A 13,186-nucleotide genomic window follows, 5' to 3' on the forward strand; every position below is an offset into this window, starting at 1 on the left:
GTGCAGCGAGCCCCCTCCCGGAGATGCTGAAAGCGCTCCCGGGCACCCAGGTTGGAGACCGGACCCAGGGCTCGCAACAGTACTCCATTCGGGCCACTCGAGTGGACCGCCGCGCCGCCGAACTTCTCACAGGGCAAGGCAGTTGGGAGTTGTGGATCACAAACCCGCTGCTTACAGAGGTGTCCTGCTTCACAGAATCCTCAAAAACGGAACTATTCGCTTCGCCCAAATGTCACTTGAGAGTGCAGTCAGGAGAGAACGGCAATCAAGGGACGGGGATGGCGAACAAGGTCGATACCGGCAAAAACAGGAAGACCGCGACAGACGGGGCGTCCGACGCGCAGCCGAGGCGCAAGAGGATCGACCTGAACGTGCCGCAGGTCGCGGGCAGCGCCGTCGCCGCGGTCGTGGCGGCCAAGCTCGCCTCCAGCTTCGGTGTCTACGGCACGATCCTCGGCGCCGGCCTGGTCAGCGTGATCGCGACCTGTGGCGGCTCGGTCTTCCAGCACTTCTTCTCGCGTACGGGCGAGCAGGTGCGCGAGGCCGCGGAGAAGGCCAAGCCCCGGGCGCGCCAGGTGCCGCGCACGGCGGACGGCCGCCCGGTCCCGGCCACGTTCCGCGCCGAGCCGGTCACCACCGGCACCGGCACGGTGGGCGCCCGGACCGCCACCACCGGCCCGGTGACCACGAGTTGGCGCCCCGGTGTCGTGACCGCCGAGGGCGACGCGACGACGGCCCTGCCCGCCACGAGCGCCGGCGCCGGTGACCGTACGCAGCTGCTCAGCTCCGTCGACGGCGCGGACAGCGACCGTACGCAGTTGCTCGCCTCCGTAGACACGCACCCGCTCGCCTCCGTCAACGGCAGCGACGGCGACCGTACGCAGCTCCTCACCAAGGTCGACGCCGCACGCACTCAACTCCTCACGCCCGTACGCCCTTCCGAGGCGGACGCCGACGCGACCTCCGTGCTGTCGCGGGCCGACGCCACGATGCTGCTGCGTGCGACGGACACCGGCGGACCCCACGAGGCCGCCGATCAGGAGACCCGACTGCTCGGCACCGCCCTCCCGCAGGGGCACTCCAGTGAGCCCGTCCCCGTCCAGGGCAGGCGGATCAGGAGTTGGAAGCGGCCGCTGCTCGGTGCCGCCCTGATCTTCGGCGTGACCATGGCGGGCATCTCCACGTACGAACTCGTCTCGGGGAACAGCTTCAGCGGCAACGACTCGCGGGTGCTGCGGCCCGGTTCGTGGGGCGGCTCCTCGTCCGCCGGTGAGCACAGGAGCACCCCGGACGACAGCCCTTCGCAGTCGACGCCCACCGAGGGCGGCAGTGACGGCGGCGGTGAGCGGACCCCGGCCACCGACCCCGCGGCCACGCCCGGCGGCGGCTCCGGTGACACCGCCACGAACCCCGAGCCCAGCCCCTCGCAGTCGTCGTCCGACACGGACCCGACGCCCGAGCCGAGCCCGTCGGAGTCCGAGACGGACCCGACACCGGACCCGTCGACCCCGACCCCGACCCCGACCGACGGCGCCACCGACCCCGGCCAGGACCGCGGTGCCACGTCTGCCGAGTGAGGCTCAGCCGCCGAGCACCCGGCGCAGATAGTCGTTGCCGAAGAGGCGGTCCGGGTCCAGGCGGTCGCGCAGCGCGGTGAACTCGCCGAAGCGCGGATAGACGGAGGAGAGGTACTCCGCGTCCCGCGTGTGGATCTTGCCCCAGTGCGGGCGGCCCGCGTGCTCGGTGAAGATCCTCTCGGCGGCCGTGAAGTACGCCTGGTGCGGCGTGCCCTTGTACATATGGACCGCGATGTACGCGCTGTCGCGGCCCGAGGCCGTCGAGAGAGCGATGTCGTCGGCGGGTGCCGTACGGACCTCGACCGGGAAGCTGATGCGCAGGGGCGAGCGGTCGACCATGGCCTTCAGTTCGCGGAGCGCGGGCACGAGGGCCTCGCGCGGCACCGCGTACTCCATCTCCAGGAAGCGCACCCGGCGCGGAGATGTGAAGACCTTGTACGGGATGTCCGTGTAGGTGCGGGCGGAGAGCGCCCGGCTGGAGATCTTGGCGACCGAGGGGATCGTCGCCGGGAAGGCGCGGCCCAGTGAATTGACTGCCTGGAAGAGGCCGTTGGAGAGGAGCTCGTCCTCGAACCAGCCGCTCAGCGCGCTCACCGGGTTCTCCGGGCCCGCGCTGCGGTTGTTGCGCTTGGTGCTGCAGTTGCCGGTGTGCGGGAACCAGTAGAACTCGAAGTGCTCGTTCTCCGCGAAGAGTTGGTCGAACTCGGCGGTGACCTTGTCGAAGCTCATCGGCTCCTCGCGGGCCGTGAGCAGGAAGACCGGCTCCACCGCGAAGGTGATCGCCGTGACCACGCCGAGCGCGCCGATGCCGATCCGGGCGGCCGCGAAGACCTCCGGATTCTCCTTCTCCGAGCAGCTGAGGACCGTGCCGTCGGCGGTGACCAGCTCAAGTGCCGTGATCTGGGCGGATATCGAGCCGGAATCGCGGCCCGTGCCGTGCGTGCCGGTGCTGGTCGCGCCCGCGACGGTCTGCTCCATGATGTCGCCCATGTTCGTGAGCGACAGTCCCTCACGGGCCAGGGCCAGGTTCAGCCGCTTCAGCGGAGTGCCCGCCTCCACGGTGACGGTGCCCGCCTCGCGGTCGATCTTGCGGATGCCGGTGAGCAGGTCCGGCCGGATCAGGACGCCGTCGGTCGCGGCGGCCGCGGTGAAGGAGTGGCCCGCACCGACCGGCTTCACGCGCTCGCCGCGCTCGGCGGCCGTACGCAGGGCCGCGGCCAGCTCGTCCACGGAGGCGGGGGTCACCTCCCGCGCCGGGCGCGAGACGACGTTGCCCGCCCAGTTACGCCACGGGCTCCGCCGCTGCGTCCGTGACCCGTTCCGGCCGTTCGCCTGCGCTGTGTGCTGCGTGTTCATGGGCCCCTCCCCGCTGCGGCACCGGCCGCTTCAGCCGGCGATACCCGAGGAACGCGACCGCGACCGCGGCGATGCCGGCGATGCCCGGCACCGCGTACCCCGCGCGCGCCCCGGCCGCGTCGATCACCCAGCCGGAGGCCGACGAGCCGAGCGCGATGCCGACCGCGAGCCCGGTGGACGTCCAGGTCATGCCCTCGGTCAGTTTCGCGCGTGGTACGTGCTGCTCGACCAGGGCCATCGTGGTCACCATCGTCGGCGCGATGGACAGGCCCGCGACAAACAGCGCCACGGCCAGAAACGGAAGGTTCCCGACCAGTTGAAGCGGGATCATACTCACGGCCATCGCACAGACACCCAGCAGCCACCGCCGGGCGGCCGCGCCCTTCAGCTGAAGCAGCCCGAAGACCACACCGGCGAGGCAGGACCCGAGCGCGTACACCGCGAGCACCAGACTGGCCGCCGACTTGTGCCCCTCGGCCTCCGCGAAGGCGACCGTCACCACGTCGACCGCGCCGAAGATCGTGCCCGTGGCCACGAAGGTCAGCACCAGGACCTGCAGCCCCGGTGACTTCAGCGCGGAGCCCTTGGCGTGGTGCTCGCGCGGATGCGGTACGGGTTCGGTGGCGCGCTGCCCGGTCAGCCAGAACGTGCCCACGGCGAGGAAGAGCGCGGCGAGCAGCGGGCCCGCCTCCGGGAACCAGGCCGTGGAGAGCCCGATGGAGACGATCGGCCCGAAGATGAAGCAGACCTCGTCCATCACGGACTCGAAGGAGTACGCGGTGTGCAGTTTGTGCGGATCGGTCTGGTACACCCACACCCACCGCGAGCGGATCATCGAGCCGAGGCTCGGCACACAGCCCACTCCGGCCGCGAACAGGAACAGCGTCCAGTCGGCCAGCTCCAGCTTCGCCGCGACGAGCAGCCCGGTCACCGCGAACAGCGCGACGAGCGTCGCCGGCCGCAGCACCCTGCGCTGACCGTGCCGGTCGACGAGCCGGGAGATCTGCGGGCCGATCACTGCGGCCGACAGCGCGACGGTGGCCGACAGCGCGCCGGCGAGGCCGTACCGCCCCGTGAGCTGGGAGATCATCGTGACGATGCCGATGCCCATCATGGCGAGCGGCAGGCGGCCGAGGAAGCCGGCGGCGGAGAACGCCCGGGTGCCGGGGGCGTCGAAGATGGCGCGGTAGGGGCTGGGCAAGGAGGGCTCCGCTGGCGGCGTTCGGTAAGGCGTGTAGATGGCCCATACAGCTTACGGCCCGGGAAACCCGGGACGCACCGCGTTTTCCGGCGCTCGGCGGGGGTGGCAGGATCGGAACCATGCCAGAAGCGCTTGACTCCACCCCTTATGACGCCCTGCTGCTGCTCTCCTTCGGCGGCCCCGAGGGCCCCGACGACGTCGTGCCGTTCCTGGAGAACGTGACGAAGGGCCGCGGCATCCCCAAGGAGCGGCTCAAGGAGGTGGGGCAGCACTACTTCCTGTTCGGCGGGGTCAGCCCGATCAACGACCAGAACCGCGCGCTGCTCGACGCCCTGCGCAAGGACTTCGCCGACCACGGCCTGGACCTGCCGGTCTACTGGGGCAACCGCAACTGGGCGCCGTACCTGACGGACACCCTGCGCGAGCTGGTGAACGACGGACACCGCCGCATCCTGACCCTCGCCACCAGCGCGTACGCCTCGTACTCAGGCTGCCGCCAGTACCGCGAGAACCTTGCCGAGTCCCTGGACGCCCTGGAGGCCGAGGGCCTGGAGCTGCCGCGGATCGACAAGCTGCGGCACTACTTCAATCACCCGGGCTTCGTGCGGCCCATGATCGACGGCGTGCTGCAGTCGCTGGCCCAACTCCCCGAGGACGTACGGGAGTCCGCGCACCTCGACTTCACCACGCACTCCATCCCGACCGCCGCCGCGGACACCTCCGGGACCGTCGAGGAGCACGGCGACGGCGGCGCGTACGTCAAGCAGCACCTGGACGTCGCCCGGCTGATCGCGGACGCGGTGGCCGAGGAGACCGGCGTCGCCGACCGGCCCTGGCAGCTCGTGTACCAGTCCCGCTCCGGCGCCCCGCACATCCCGTGGCTGGAGCCGGACATCTGCGACCACCTGGAGGAGCGGCACGAGGCCGGGGTGCCCGCCGTCGTGATGGTCCCCATCGGCTTCGTCTCCGACCACATGGAGGTCCTCTACGACCTCGACACCGAGGCCACCGCCAAGGCCGCCGAGCTCGGTCTGCCCGTGGCCCGCTCCGCGACGGTCGGCGCCGACCCGCGCTTCGCCGCCGCGATCCGCGACCTTGTCCTGGAGCGCGCCGGGTCCGAACGCGGCGAGGACGTCCGCCCCTGCGCCCTCGGCTCGCTCGGCCCGAGCCACGACCTGTGCCCCGTCGGCTGCTGCCCCGCGCGGACGCCCAAGCCCGCCGCGGCCGGCGCCGACAGCCCCTACGCGTAAGGAACTCCCCATCGTGACCCAGCAGTTGCAGGCCGAACTCCTCGAGCTGGCCGTCGCCGCCGCCGAGCGCGCGGGCGCGTTTCTGCGCGACGGCCGCCCCGCGGACCTGGGCGTGGCCGCCACCAAGACCAGCGTCGTCGATGTCGTCACCGAGATGGACATCGCCTCCGAGAAGCTGATCACCGGCTTCCTCGGCGACCACAGGCCCGACGACGGCTTCCTCGGCGAGGAGGGCGCCAGCGTCGAGGGCAGCAGCGGCATCCAGTGGGTCATCGACCCCATCGACGGCACGGTCAACTACCTCTACGGACGCCCCGCCTGGGCCGTCTCCATCGCCGCCCGCAAGGACGGCGAGACCGTCGTGGGCGTCGTGCACGTGCCGATGCAGGCCGAGACCTTCCGGGCCTCGCTCGGCGAGGGCGCGTACGTCGGTGAGCAGCAGCTGAAGGTGGGCGCCGCGCCCTCCTTCGAGCAGGCCCTGCTCGGCACCGGCTTCGGCTACCGCGAGGAGCGCCGGATCCGCCAGGCCGAGGTGGTCGGCCGGCTGATCCCGCAGGTCCGGGACATCCGCCGGGGCGGCTCCGCGGCCATCGACCTGTGCGACGTCGCGTACGGCCGCCTCGACGCGTACTACGAGCGCGGCCTCAACCCCTGGGACTACGCGGCCGGCGACCTCATCGCCCGGGAGGCGGGTGCCCTCGTCGGTGGCCGGCCCGGCGAGGAGCTGTCGACCGAGCTGACCGTGGCCGCGCCTCCCGGACTCTTCGAGACCCTGCAGGGCAAGCTGGAGGAGCTCGGCGCCTGGCACGACTGAGCGGCCCGCACACAGCGGAGAGCCCCGGCATCTGGGAGGTGCCGGGGCTCTTCGCTGTGTGCGGAACGGCTTCGCGAGCGGTTTCGCGAGCGCCTTCGCGTACGGAACGGCTTCGCGTACGGAACGGGTGGAACGGCCTCAGGCGACCTGCACGCCGTGCTCGGCCGCGAGGCGGCGCAGGTCGTCGAGCTCGGCCTCCTCGACCTCCACGAGAAAGTCGTCGCCGTCCTCGCGAGCCTGCGAAAGGTCGGACTCGGTGGTCTTTATGCGGTGCAGGAGCCCTGCGGTGAATGCGTCCATGTTTGCGCCCCCTCGTCGTGGGTCGTGGTCGGTGGCACGGGGGTGTGCCCTCGGGAAGGGGCGATCACGTCTGTCGCAGCCTGCGGGAGCTGCGCCGTGGCGTGCCACATGCAAAGAGTGATCGCGGGTGTGGAGTCGTCCTCCCCAGGCCCGGTTCGGCAGAAACCTCAACTCGCGCCCGAATCCCGGAATTCCACGTTCGTGCGACCGCCTTACGGCCGGTTTATGGCCTAAAGAGGCAGGATGGAGGGGCTCACCACTCGTGATCAAGCCTGCCCGGCAAGGGCCAAGCGGAAGGACTGAAGACGTGCGCGTACTCGTCGTCGAGGACGAGCAGCTGCTCGCCGATGCGGTGGCCACCGGACTGCGCCGGGAGGCCATGGCGGTCGACGTCGTGTACGACGGCGCGGCCGCCCTCGAACGCATCGGCGTCAACGACTACGACGTCGTGGTGCTCGACCGCGACCTCCCGCTGGTGCACGGGGACGATGTCTGCCGCAAGATCGTCGAGCTCGGCATGCCCACCCGCGTCCTGATGCTCACCGCCTCGGGCGACGTCAGCGACCGCGTGGAGGGCCTGGAGCTGGGCGCCGACGACTACCTCCCCAAGCCCTTCGCGTTCACCGAGCTCACCGCCCGCGTCCGCGCCCTCGGGCGGCGTACGACGGTGGCGCTCCCACCCGTCCTCGAGCGCTCCGGCATCAAGCTGGACCCCAACCGCCGCGAGGTCTTCCGCGACGGCAAGGAGATCCAGCTCGCGCCGAAGGAGTTCGCGGTCCTGGAGGTGCTGATGCGCAGCGAGGGCGCCGTCGTCTCGGCCGAGCAGCTCCTGGAGAAGGCCTGGGACGAGAACACCGACCCGTTCACCAACGTGGTGCGCGTGACCGTGATGACGCTGCGCCGCAAGCTCGGCGAGCCCGCCGTCATCGTCACCGTGCCCGGCTCCGGATACCGGATCTGATCCCTCCATGGCCTCGACCCCGGCGCCGCCGACCGCGCCTCCGAAACCGACGTATGCCCCGGACCGCCCGGAGCCCCCGTTCCCCTGGCTGCGGCCGACGATCCGGATAAGGCTCACGCTGCTGTACGGCGGCATGTTCCTGATCGCCGGGATTCTGCTGCTGTCGATCATCTACCTGCTCGCGGCCCAGGCCGTGAACGTGGGCAACGAGCTGCCGTTCAAGATCATGGAAGGCAGCGAGGTCAAGGTCTACAGCGAGGCGTGCCCCAACCTTCCCGCGGCCGCCGGCAGCCAGGACCAGTTCAACACCGCGCTGAACGCCTGCCTGAACCACCAGCGCCAGAAGGCCCTCGACGACCTGCTCAGCCGCTCGCTGCTCGCCCTGCTCGGCCTCAGCGTGATCGCGTTCGCCTTCGGGTACGCGATGGCCGGCCGGGTGCTCTCGCCGCTCGGCCGGATCACCCGCACCGCCCGCCGCGTGGCCGGCTCGGACCTGTCCCGGCGCATCGAACTCGACGGCCCTGACGACGAGTTGAAGGAGCTCGCGGACACGTTCGACGAGATGCTGGACCGCCTGGAGCGCGCCTTCTCGGCCCAGCAGCGCTTCGTCGCCAACGCCTCGCACGAGCTCCGTACGCCCCTGGCGATCAACCGCACGCTCCTGGAGGTGCACCTGTCCGACCCGGGTGCGCCCCCCGAGCTGCAGCAGCTCGGCAGGACGCTGCTCTCCACCAACGAGCGCAGCGAGCAGCTCGTGGAGGGGCTGTTGCTGCTCGCCCGCAGCGACAACCAGATCGTGGAGCGCAAGCCCGTGGACGTCGCCGAGGTCGCCTCCCGCGCCATCGATCAGGTGCGGGCTGAGGCCGAGGAGAAGGGCGTGGAGATCCGGGGCGAGCGCGGCCTCGCGGTCGTGCAGGGCAACGGCGTCCTGCTCGAGCGGATCGCCCTGAACCTGGTCCAGAACGCGGTGCGGTACAACGTGGAGGGGGGCTGGGTCGAGGTCAGGACGGAGATCAAGGACGGCCAGGCGGTCCTGGTCGTCTCGAACACCGGCCCCGTGGTCCCGGCGTACGAGATCGACAACCTCTTCGAGCCCTTCCGGCGGCTGCGCACGGAGCGGACCGGGAGCGACAAGGGGGTGGGTCTCGGCCTGTCCATCGCCCGCTCGGTGGCCCGCGCGCACGGAGGCCGTATCATCGCCGAGCCGCGCGAGGGGGGTGGTCTCGTGATGCGAGTCACCCTGCCCGTCTGAGATGCTGCCGCGGATTCGCCTTGTTCGCTTTAAGCGGAATTTTCGGGACCTGAGCCCCGGAGGTCCGTGTGGAATCGATCACAGGGGCGATTCTCCGGCCATCTACTCTCCGTGATCGCTCTGACCACCGGAAAGCCTGGAAAATCCGGGTTTTCGGGGGTACGGATCACGGGAAGTACACGGGGTGGCACCTGTGTAGTGCGACAACCGGACCGTGTACGGTCCCGATCGCCATCCAAGCCGGTCGCCCCTTCAGGGGTGCGGTTGGGTGTCGATTGAGTAACAGACCTTGATGTGAGGCAAAATCTCCGCCTCGGGTCGGGCACAAGTCCGGCCTCTCACGCGTTACGTGCGCTGGAGACACCCGCAGACACCCAGAGGGGGAGAGCGACAATGGCAACGGATTACGACACTCCACGCAAGACCGACGACGACGTCGACTCGGACAGCCTTGAAGAACTGAAGGCTCGCCGGAACGACAAGTCGACCTCGTCTGTCGACGTAGACGAGTTCGAGGCCGCGGAGGGCATGGAACTGCCCGGCGCGGACCTCTCCAACGAGGAGCTGGCCGTTCGCGTCCTGCCCAAGCAGCAGGACGAGTTCACCTGCATGAGCTGCTTCCTCGTACACCACCGCAGTCAGCTGGCCCGGGAGAAGAACGGCCAGCCGATCTGCCGCGACTGCGACTGAGGCGGGGGTCGGCCGTGACAGGCTCGACCCCGCCCCGGAAGCGGTTCTTCCGGAAGCGGTCCGCAACCGGTGGCCCGACCACCGGCGGCAGCCCGCTCGACCGCGCACGTGACGACGAGCGAGGCCCCCAGGCCTCGCTCGAAGCAACGGACGCGACGGACGCAAGCGACGCCGTGGACGCGACGGACGCCGACGAACCGAGCGGTCGGCGCGACGGCGACGGCGCGGCCGTCGAACGAGCGCCCCGCCAGGGCGACACCCCGGCCAACGCCGGACGCCTCTCCGTCATCAAGGACGGGGCACGCAAGGGCGGCCAGAGCGCCAGGGCAGGCCTGGCCAAGGGCGGCCAGAGCGCCAAGGCCGGCATCGGCTACCTCGCCGACCGGATGATCGAGAACGCACCGCGTGTCCCGGTGCGCGATCTGGCGACCTTGCGCAAGCAGTTCCCGGGCCTCGGGCCCGAGCAGATCGCCGACAAGCTGGTGGCGGGCGCCCGCAACGCCACCTCGACCGTCGGAGCGGGAGTGGGCGCGGCCGCGATGCTGCCCGTACCGCCCGCGATGCCCGCCGAACTGGCCGCCGAGATCACCGGTGTGGCCGCGATCGAGCTGAAGCTGGTCGCCGAGCTGCACGAGGTCTACGGCCTGCGCCCGCCGGGCAGCCTCAAGGACCGCAGCACGGCCTATCTGCACTCCTGGTCGGACGAGCGCGGGATCGACGTGGCCAAGCCGCTGACGATCAACGCCGCGCTCGGCGGCCAGCTGAAGCGCGAGCTGCGCCAGCAGATCACGAAGCGGATGGTCAAGAACCTTCCGAACCTGATGCCGTTCATGGTCGGCGCCGCCGTGGGTGCGGTCATGAACCGCCGTGAGACCAGCAGGCTCGCCGAGAAGATCCGCAAGGACCTGCGCAAGCAGCAGGTTCCGTGGGACGCCCTCGAGGACCTTCCGCGTCTTGAGCTGCCGAAGCCGGAGGAGCAGCCGAAGGAGCTCGGCAGCTAGGGATGCTGCTTCGGGGCCGTCGGCTCGGGCGCCGTCGATCGCCCTCCGGGCTCGTCCTCAATCTCCCCCGGACTACGGCCGGGAGGCGCCCCCGGACGGGCTCACCTGGAGCGCAGCAGCCAGCCCCTCAGGGTTCCGCGTCGACAGATACAGATACGGCGTCGGGTCCTGCTCGTCCGCCACCGGGACGCGTACCGCCGTCGGCACGTAGCTGCGCAGCAGCATGAAGGCGCGCGGGTCGGCCTTGTGGGAGCGCCAGGCGCGGGCCTCCGCCGGGTCCAGGGCCTCCGGGGTGCCGAGCGCCGACAGCGGCAGCCGGGCGTCACCCGCGACCAGCGAGTCCGCCACCACGCGGATCCGCGCCGAACCGTACGAGGAGACCGCCACCGCCGCGAGGGCGGCCGCGCCGATCAGGCCGCCGAGCATCGGAAGCGGGCCGAGCGGCAGAAGGATCAGGCCGCCCGCGATCCCGATCAGGCCGGTGATGACCCACCAGGAACGGGGTGCGGTGAGGCGTTCGTCGTAGATTTCGGCGGAGAGCTGCATACCGCCAAGCTTGGCACGGTGCCCGCGTTCTCAGGCCGCGCGGGTAAGGTCTGCGCCTGTGAGTGGACGTACCCCTTCGTTGACGCCCCCGGACGACGCTTCCCGGCCGGTGCGGCACCCCGATGCCCCGGCGCCCGGCGAGCTGCTCGGCGCGCACTACGAGTACTGCTTCGGCTGCGGGCACGGGCAGCCGCACGGCCTGCACCTGGAGGCGCGGGCGGGCGGTGATCCGGACACCGTGGCGATCACCGCGGAGTTCACGGTCAAGCCCGAGCACCAGGGCGCACCCGGGCTCGCGCACGGCGGCGTCCTCGCCACCGCCCTCGACGAGACGCTCGGCTCCCTGAACTGGCTGCTGCGGGTGATCGCCGTGACCGGGCGGCTCGAGACCGACTTCGTGCGGCCGGTCCCGGTCGGCACGGTGCTGCACCTCGACGCCGAGGTGACCGCCGTCGCCGGGCGCAAGATCTACTCGACGGCCACCGGCCGGATCGGCGGCCCGGACGGGCCGGTCGCGGTCCGCGCGGACGCGCTGTTCATCGAGGTGAAGGTCGACCACTTCATCGACAACGGCCGGCCCGAGGAGATCAAGGCCGCCATGGAGGACCCGGACCAGGTCCGGCGCGCACGTGCCTTCGAGGTGAACCCGTGACCCACGTACCCGGCGCGACCCGCGCTCCCGTCGACGTGCTGCTGCGGCGCCTGGACCCGGACGTACCGCTTCCGAGCTATGCGCAGCCCGGGGACGCCGGCGCCGATCTGTGCACCACCCAGGCCGTCGAACTCGGCCCGGGGGAGCGGGCGGTGCTGCCCACCGGGGTGTCCGTCGCGCTGCCCGAGGGGTACGCGGCGTTCGTGCACCCGCGATCGGGGCTTGCCGCACGCTGCGGTGTCGCTCTGGTGAATGCCCCGGGGACGGTTGATGCCGGGTACCGTGGGGAGATCAAGGTGATCGTCGTGAACCTCGATCCGCGCGAGCCCGTGCGGTTCGAACGCTTCGACCGGATTGCCCAACTCGTCGTCCAGCAGGTCGAGAAGGTCCGCTTCCACGAGGTCGCGGAGCTTCCCGCATCGGCGCGGGCCGAGGGGGGCTTCGGGTCCACCGGGGGGCATGCCGCAGTGGACGGCAACACGGGTGGGCAACAGGGCGGGAATCGATACGCTTCGGTCGTATCCGACCGGGAAGGACAGTGACGTGTTCGGACGTCGCAAGAAGAGTGATGCCGCCGACGGCGCGGCCGGCGAGGCCGAGCAGGTCGCCGAGGGCGTGAGCTCCGAGGACGGGACGGCACAGCCCGAGACGGCGCAGGACGAGCCGAAGCGGGCGAGCCTGCCCCCGGCCCCGCGCCCCGACGGACCCTGGGACATCTCCGAGGTGCGCGAGCCCGGCGAGGGCCGGGTCGACCTGGGCGGCATCTTCGTGCCCGGCGTCGAGGGCATGGAGCTGCGCGTGGAGGTCGCGGGTGACGCGATCGTCGCGGCCACCGTGGTCCTGCGCGACAGCGCCGTACAGCTGCAGGCCTTCGCCGCCCCCAAGCGGGAGGGCATCTGGGGCGAGGTCCGCGAGGAGATCGCCTCCGGCATCACCCAGCAGGGCGGAGTCATCGACGAGGTCGAGGGCCCCCTCGGCTGGGAGCTGCGCGCGCAGGTCCCGGTGCAGCTGCCGGACGGTACGGGCGGCGTGCAGGTCGTCCGCTTCGTGGGTGTCGACGGGCCGCGCTGGTTCCTGCGCGGCGTGATCTCCGGCCAGGGCGCGGTGCAGCCCGAGGCCGCGGGCCTGCTCGAGCAGGTCGTCCGGGACACCGTGATCGTGCGCGGTGACGGCCCGATGGCGCCCCGCGACCCGATCGTCCTGAAGCTGCCGGACGATGCGCAGATGGTGGCCGAGGGCGGCGTGAAGGAGGAGAACCAGGAGGAGTCCCGGTTCTCCGGCGGGATGGGCCAGCTTGCCCGTGGCCCGGAGATCACCGAGGTTCGCTGAGGATTCCCTCCGGAACAGGGCTCGCACCGTCGACTCGGTGCCGCAGTCGCCCTGCGGGCTCGTCCTCGAACTCCCCCAGCCTCCGGCCGGGAGGTGCCCCCGGACGGGCTGAAATTCGCTTGGCCTGGGCCGCATCCCCCGCTCTGGGGGTGCGGCCCTTGCCATGTCCCCGCGCGTCAGAATCGCGTCAAATGCGGGCCGTACGACCTCCTCGGGGCCGTTGTCCGGAAATCCTGGCCGTAAGGTCGACGCGGCGT

General features: G+C 71.1%; 14 protein-coding genes. 10 read left to right on the plus strand and 4 right to left on the minus strand.

What is annotated here, in order from left to right; all coding sequences use genetic code 11:
- The first annotated feature begins 278 nt into the window (after positions 1–278).
- The gene (locus RCO28_RS13680; protein WP_308941344.1) at positions 279–1,577 is read left to right on the plus strand and encodes a hypothetical protein; all 1,299 of its coding nucleotides are present in this window, start codon (positions 279–281) and stop codon (positions 1,575–1,577) included.
- 3 nt (positions 1,578–1,580) lie between these two features.
- On the opposite strand, the gene RCO28_RS13685 is transcribed toward RCO28_RS13680, so the two are convergent.
- Complete coding sequence (locus RCO28_RS13685; protein ID WP_308941345.1) at positions 1,581–2,933, minus strand: D-arabinono-1,4-lactone oxidase; 1,353 nt, start codon at positions 2,931–2,933, stop codon at positions 1,581–1,583.
- A complete protein-coding gene (locus RCO28_RS13690; RefSeq protein WP_308941346.1) occupies positions 2,860–4,134 on the minus strand; it encodes an MFS transporter in 1,275 nt (424 codons plus the stop codon). The genes RCO28_RS13685 and RCO28_RS13690 overlap by 74 nt, the downstream gene beginning before the upstream one ends.
- A 119-nt stretch (positions 4,135–4,253) precedes the next feature.
- Between RCO28_RS13690 and RCO28_RS13695 the strand changes: the two genes are divergently transcribed.
- Positions 4,254–5,384: a ferrochelatase gene (locus RCO28_RS13695; RefSeq protein WP_308941347.1), complete on the plus strand. Its 1,131-nt coding sequence runs from the start codon at positions 4,254–4,256 to the stop codon at positions 5,382–5,384.
- A gap of 13 nt (positions 5,385–5,397) precedes the next feature.
- The gene (locus RCO28_RS13700; RefSeq protein WP_308941348.1) at positions 5,398–6,198 is read left to right on the plus strand and encodes an inositol monophosphatase family protein; all 801 of its coding nucleotides are present in this window, start codon (positions 5,398–5,400) and stop codon (positions 6,196–6,198) included.
- 138 nt (positions 6,199–6,336) lie between these two features.
- On the opposite strand, the gene RCO28_RS13705 is transcribed toward RCO28_RS13700, so the two are convergent.
- Entirely contained in the window at positions 6,337–6,498 is a 162-nt protein-coding gene (locus RCO28_RS13705; RefSeq protein WP_282534672.1) for a hypothetical protein, read from the minus strand.
- 307 nt (positions 6,499–6,805) lie between these two features.
- On the opposite strand from RCO28_RS13705, the gene RCO28_RS13710 reads away from it, so the two are divergent.
- The 4 genes from RCO28_RS13710 (at position 6,806) to RCO28_RS13725 (ending at position 10,402) form a co-directional block, all read left to right on the plus strand.
- Entirely contained in the window at positions 6,806–7,459 is a 654-nt protein-coding gene (locus RCO28_RS13710; protein WP_282512128.1) for a response regulator transcription factor, read from the plus strand.
- A 7-nt stretch (positions 7,460–7,466) separates the two neighbouring features.
- Positions 7,467–8,711 carry a HAMP domain-containing sensor histidine kinase gene (locus RCO28_RS13715; protein WP_308941349.1) on the plus strand — a complete coding sequence of 415 codons (1,245 nt, stop codon included), beginning with the start codon at positions 7,467–7,469 and terminating at the stop codon, positions 8,709–8,711.
- A gap of 393 nt (positions 8,712–9,104) precedes the next feature.
- Entirely contained in the window at positions 9,105–9,401 is a 297-nt protein-coding gene (locus RCO28_RS13720) for a DUF4193 domain-containing protein (protein ID WP_282512126.1), read from the plus strand.
- 14 nt (positions 9,402–9,415) lie between these two features.
- Positions 9,416–10,402 (plus strand): hypothetical protein, encoded by a 987-nt coding sequence (locus RCO28_RS13725; RefSeq protein WP_308941350.1) that lies wholly within the window; start codon positions 9,416–9,418, stop codon positions 10,400–10,402.
- Between the two features lie 72 nt (positions 10,403–10,474).
- Here RCO28_RS13725 and RCO28_RS13730 read toward each other — a convergent pair whose 3' ends face one another.
- Complete coding sequence (locus RCO28_RS13730; protein WP_308941351.1) at positions 10,475–10,948, minus strand: DUF3093 domain-containing protein; 474 nt, start codon at positions 10,946–10,948, stop codon at positions 10,475–10,477.
- Between the two features lie 58 nt (positions 10,949–11,006).
- Between RCO28_RS13730 and RCO28_RS13735 the strand changes: the two genes are divergently transcribed.
- The 3 genes from RCO28_RS13735 to RCO28_RS13745 are packed head-to-tail and all read left to right on the plus strand — an operon-like array spanning position 11,007 to position 12,929.
- Positions 11,007–11,600, plus strand: a complete 594-nt coding sequence (locus RCO28_RS13735) for a PaaI family thioesterase (protein ID WP_308941352.1) — start codon at positions 11,007–11,009, stop codon at positions 11,598–11,600.
- Complete coding sequence (gene dut, locus RCO28_RS13740) at positions 11,597–12,142, plus strand: dUTP diphosphatase (protein WP_308941353.1); 546 nt, start codon at positions 11,597–11,599, stop codon at positions 12,140–12,142. Before RCO28_RS13735 ends, dut begins: the two co-directional genes overlap by 4 nt.
- A gap of 1 nt (position 12,143) precedes the next feature.
- Positions 12,144–12,929, plus strand: a complete 786-nt coding sequence (locus RCO28_RS13745; RefSeq protein ID WP_308941354.1) for a DUF3710 domain-containing protein — start codon at positions 12,144–12,146, stop codon at positions 12,927–12,929.
- Positions 12,930–13,186: the final 257 nt, after the last annotated feature.

It is taken from the genome of Streptomyces sp. LHD-70, from assembly GCF_031157275.1.
In the GTDB taxonomy this organism is placed as follows: Bacteria; Actinomycetota; Actinomycetes; order Streptomycetales; family Streptomycetaceae; genus Streptomyces.

Bases quoted from the DNA above. Each gene is read 5' to 3' on its own strand.
- RCO28_RS13680 (WP_308941344.1), top strand. From the start codon at position 279: ATGGCGAACAAGGTCGATACCGGCAAAAACAGGAAGACCGCGACAGAC.
- RCO28_RS13685 (WP_308941345.1), bottom strand. From the start codon at position 2,933: ATGAACACGCAGCACACAGCGCAGGCGAACGGCCGGAACGGGTCACGG.
- RCO28_RS13695 (WP_308941347.1), top strand. From the start codon at position 4,254: ATGCCAGAAGCGCTTGACTCCACCCCTTATGACGCCCTGCTGCTGCTC.
- RCO28_RS13705 (WP_282534672.1), bottom strand. From the start codon at position 6,498: ATGGACGCATTCACCGCAGGGCTCCTGCACCGCATAAAGACCACCGAG.
- RCO28_RS13715 (WP_308941349.1), top strand. From the start codon at position 7,467: ATGGCCTCGACCCCGGCGCCGCCGACCGCGCCTCCGAAACCGACGTAT.
- RCO28_RS13720 (WP_282512126.1), top strand. From the start codon at position 9,105: ATGGCAACGGATTACGACACTCCACGCAAGACCGACGACGACGTCGAC.
- RCO28_RS13730 (WP_308941351.1), bottom strand. From the start codon at position 10,948: ATGCAGCTCTCCGCCGAAATCTACGACGAACGCCTCACCGCACCCCGT.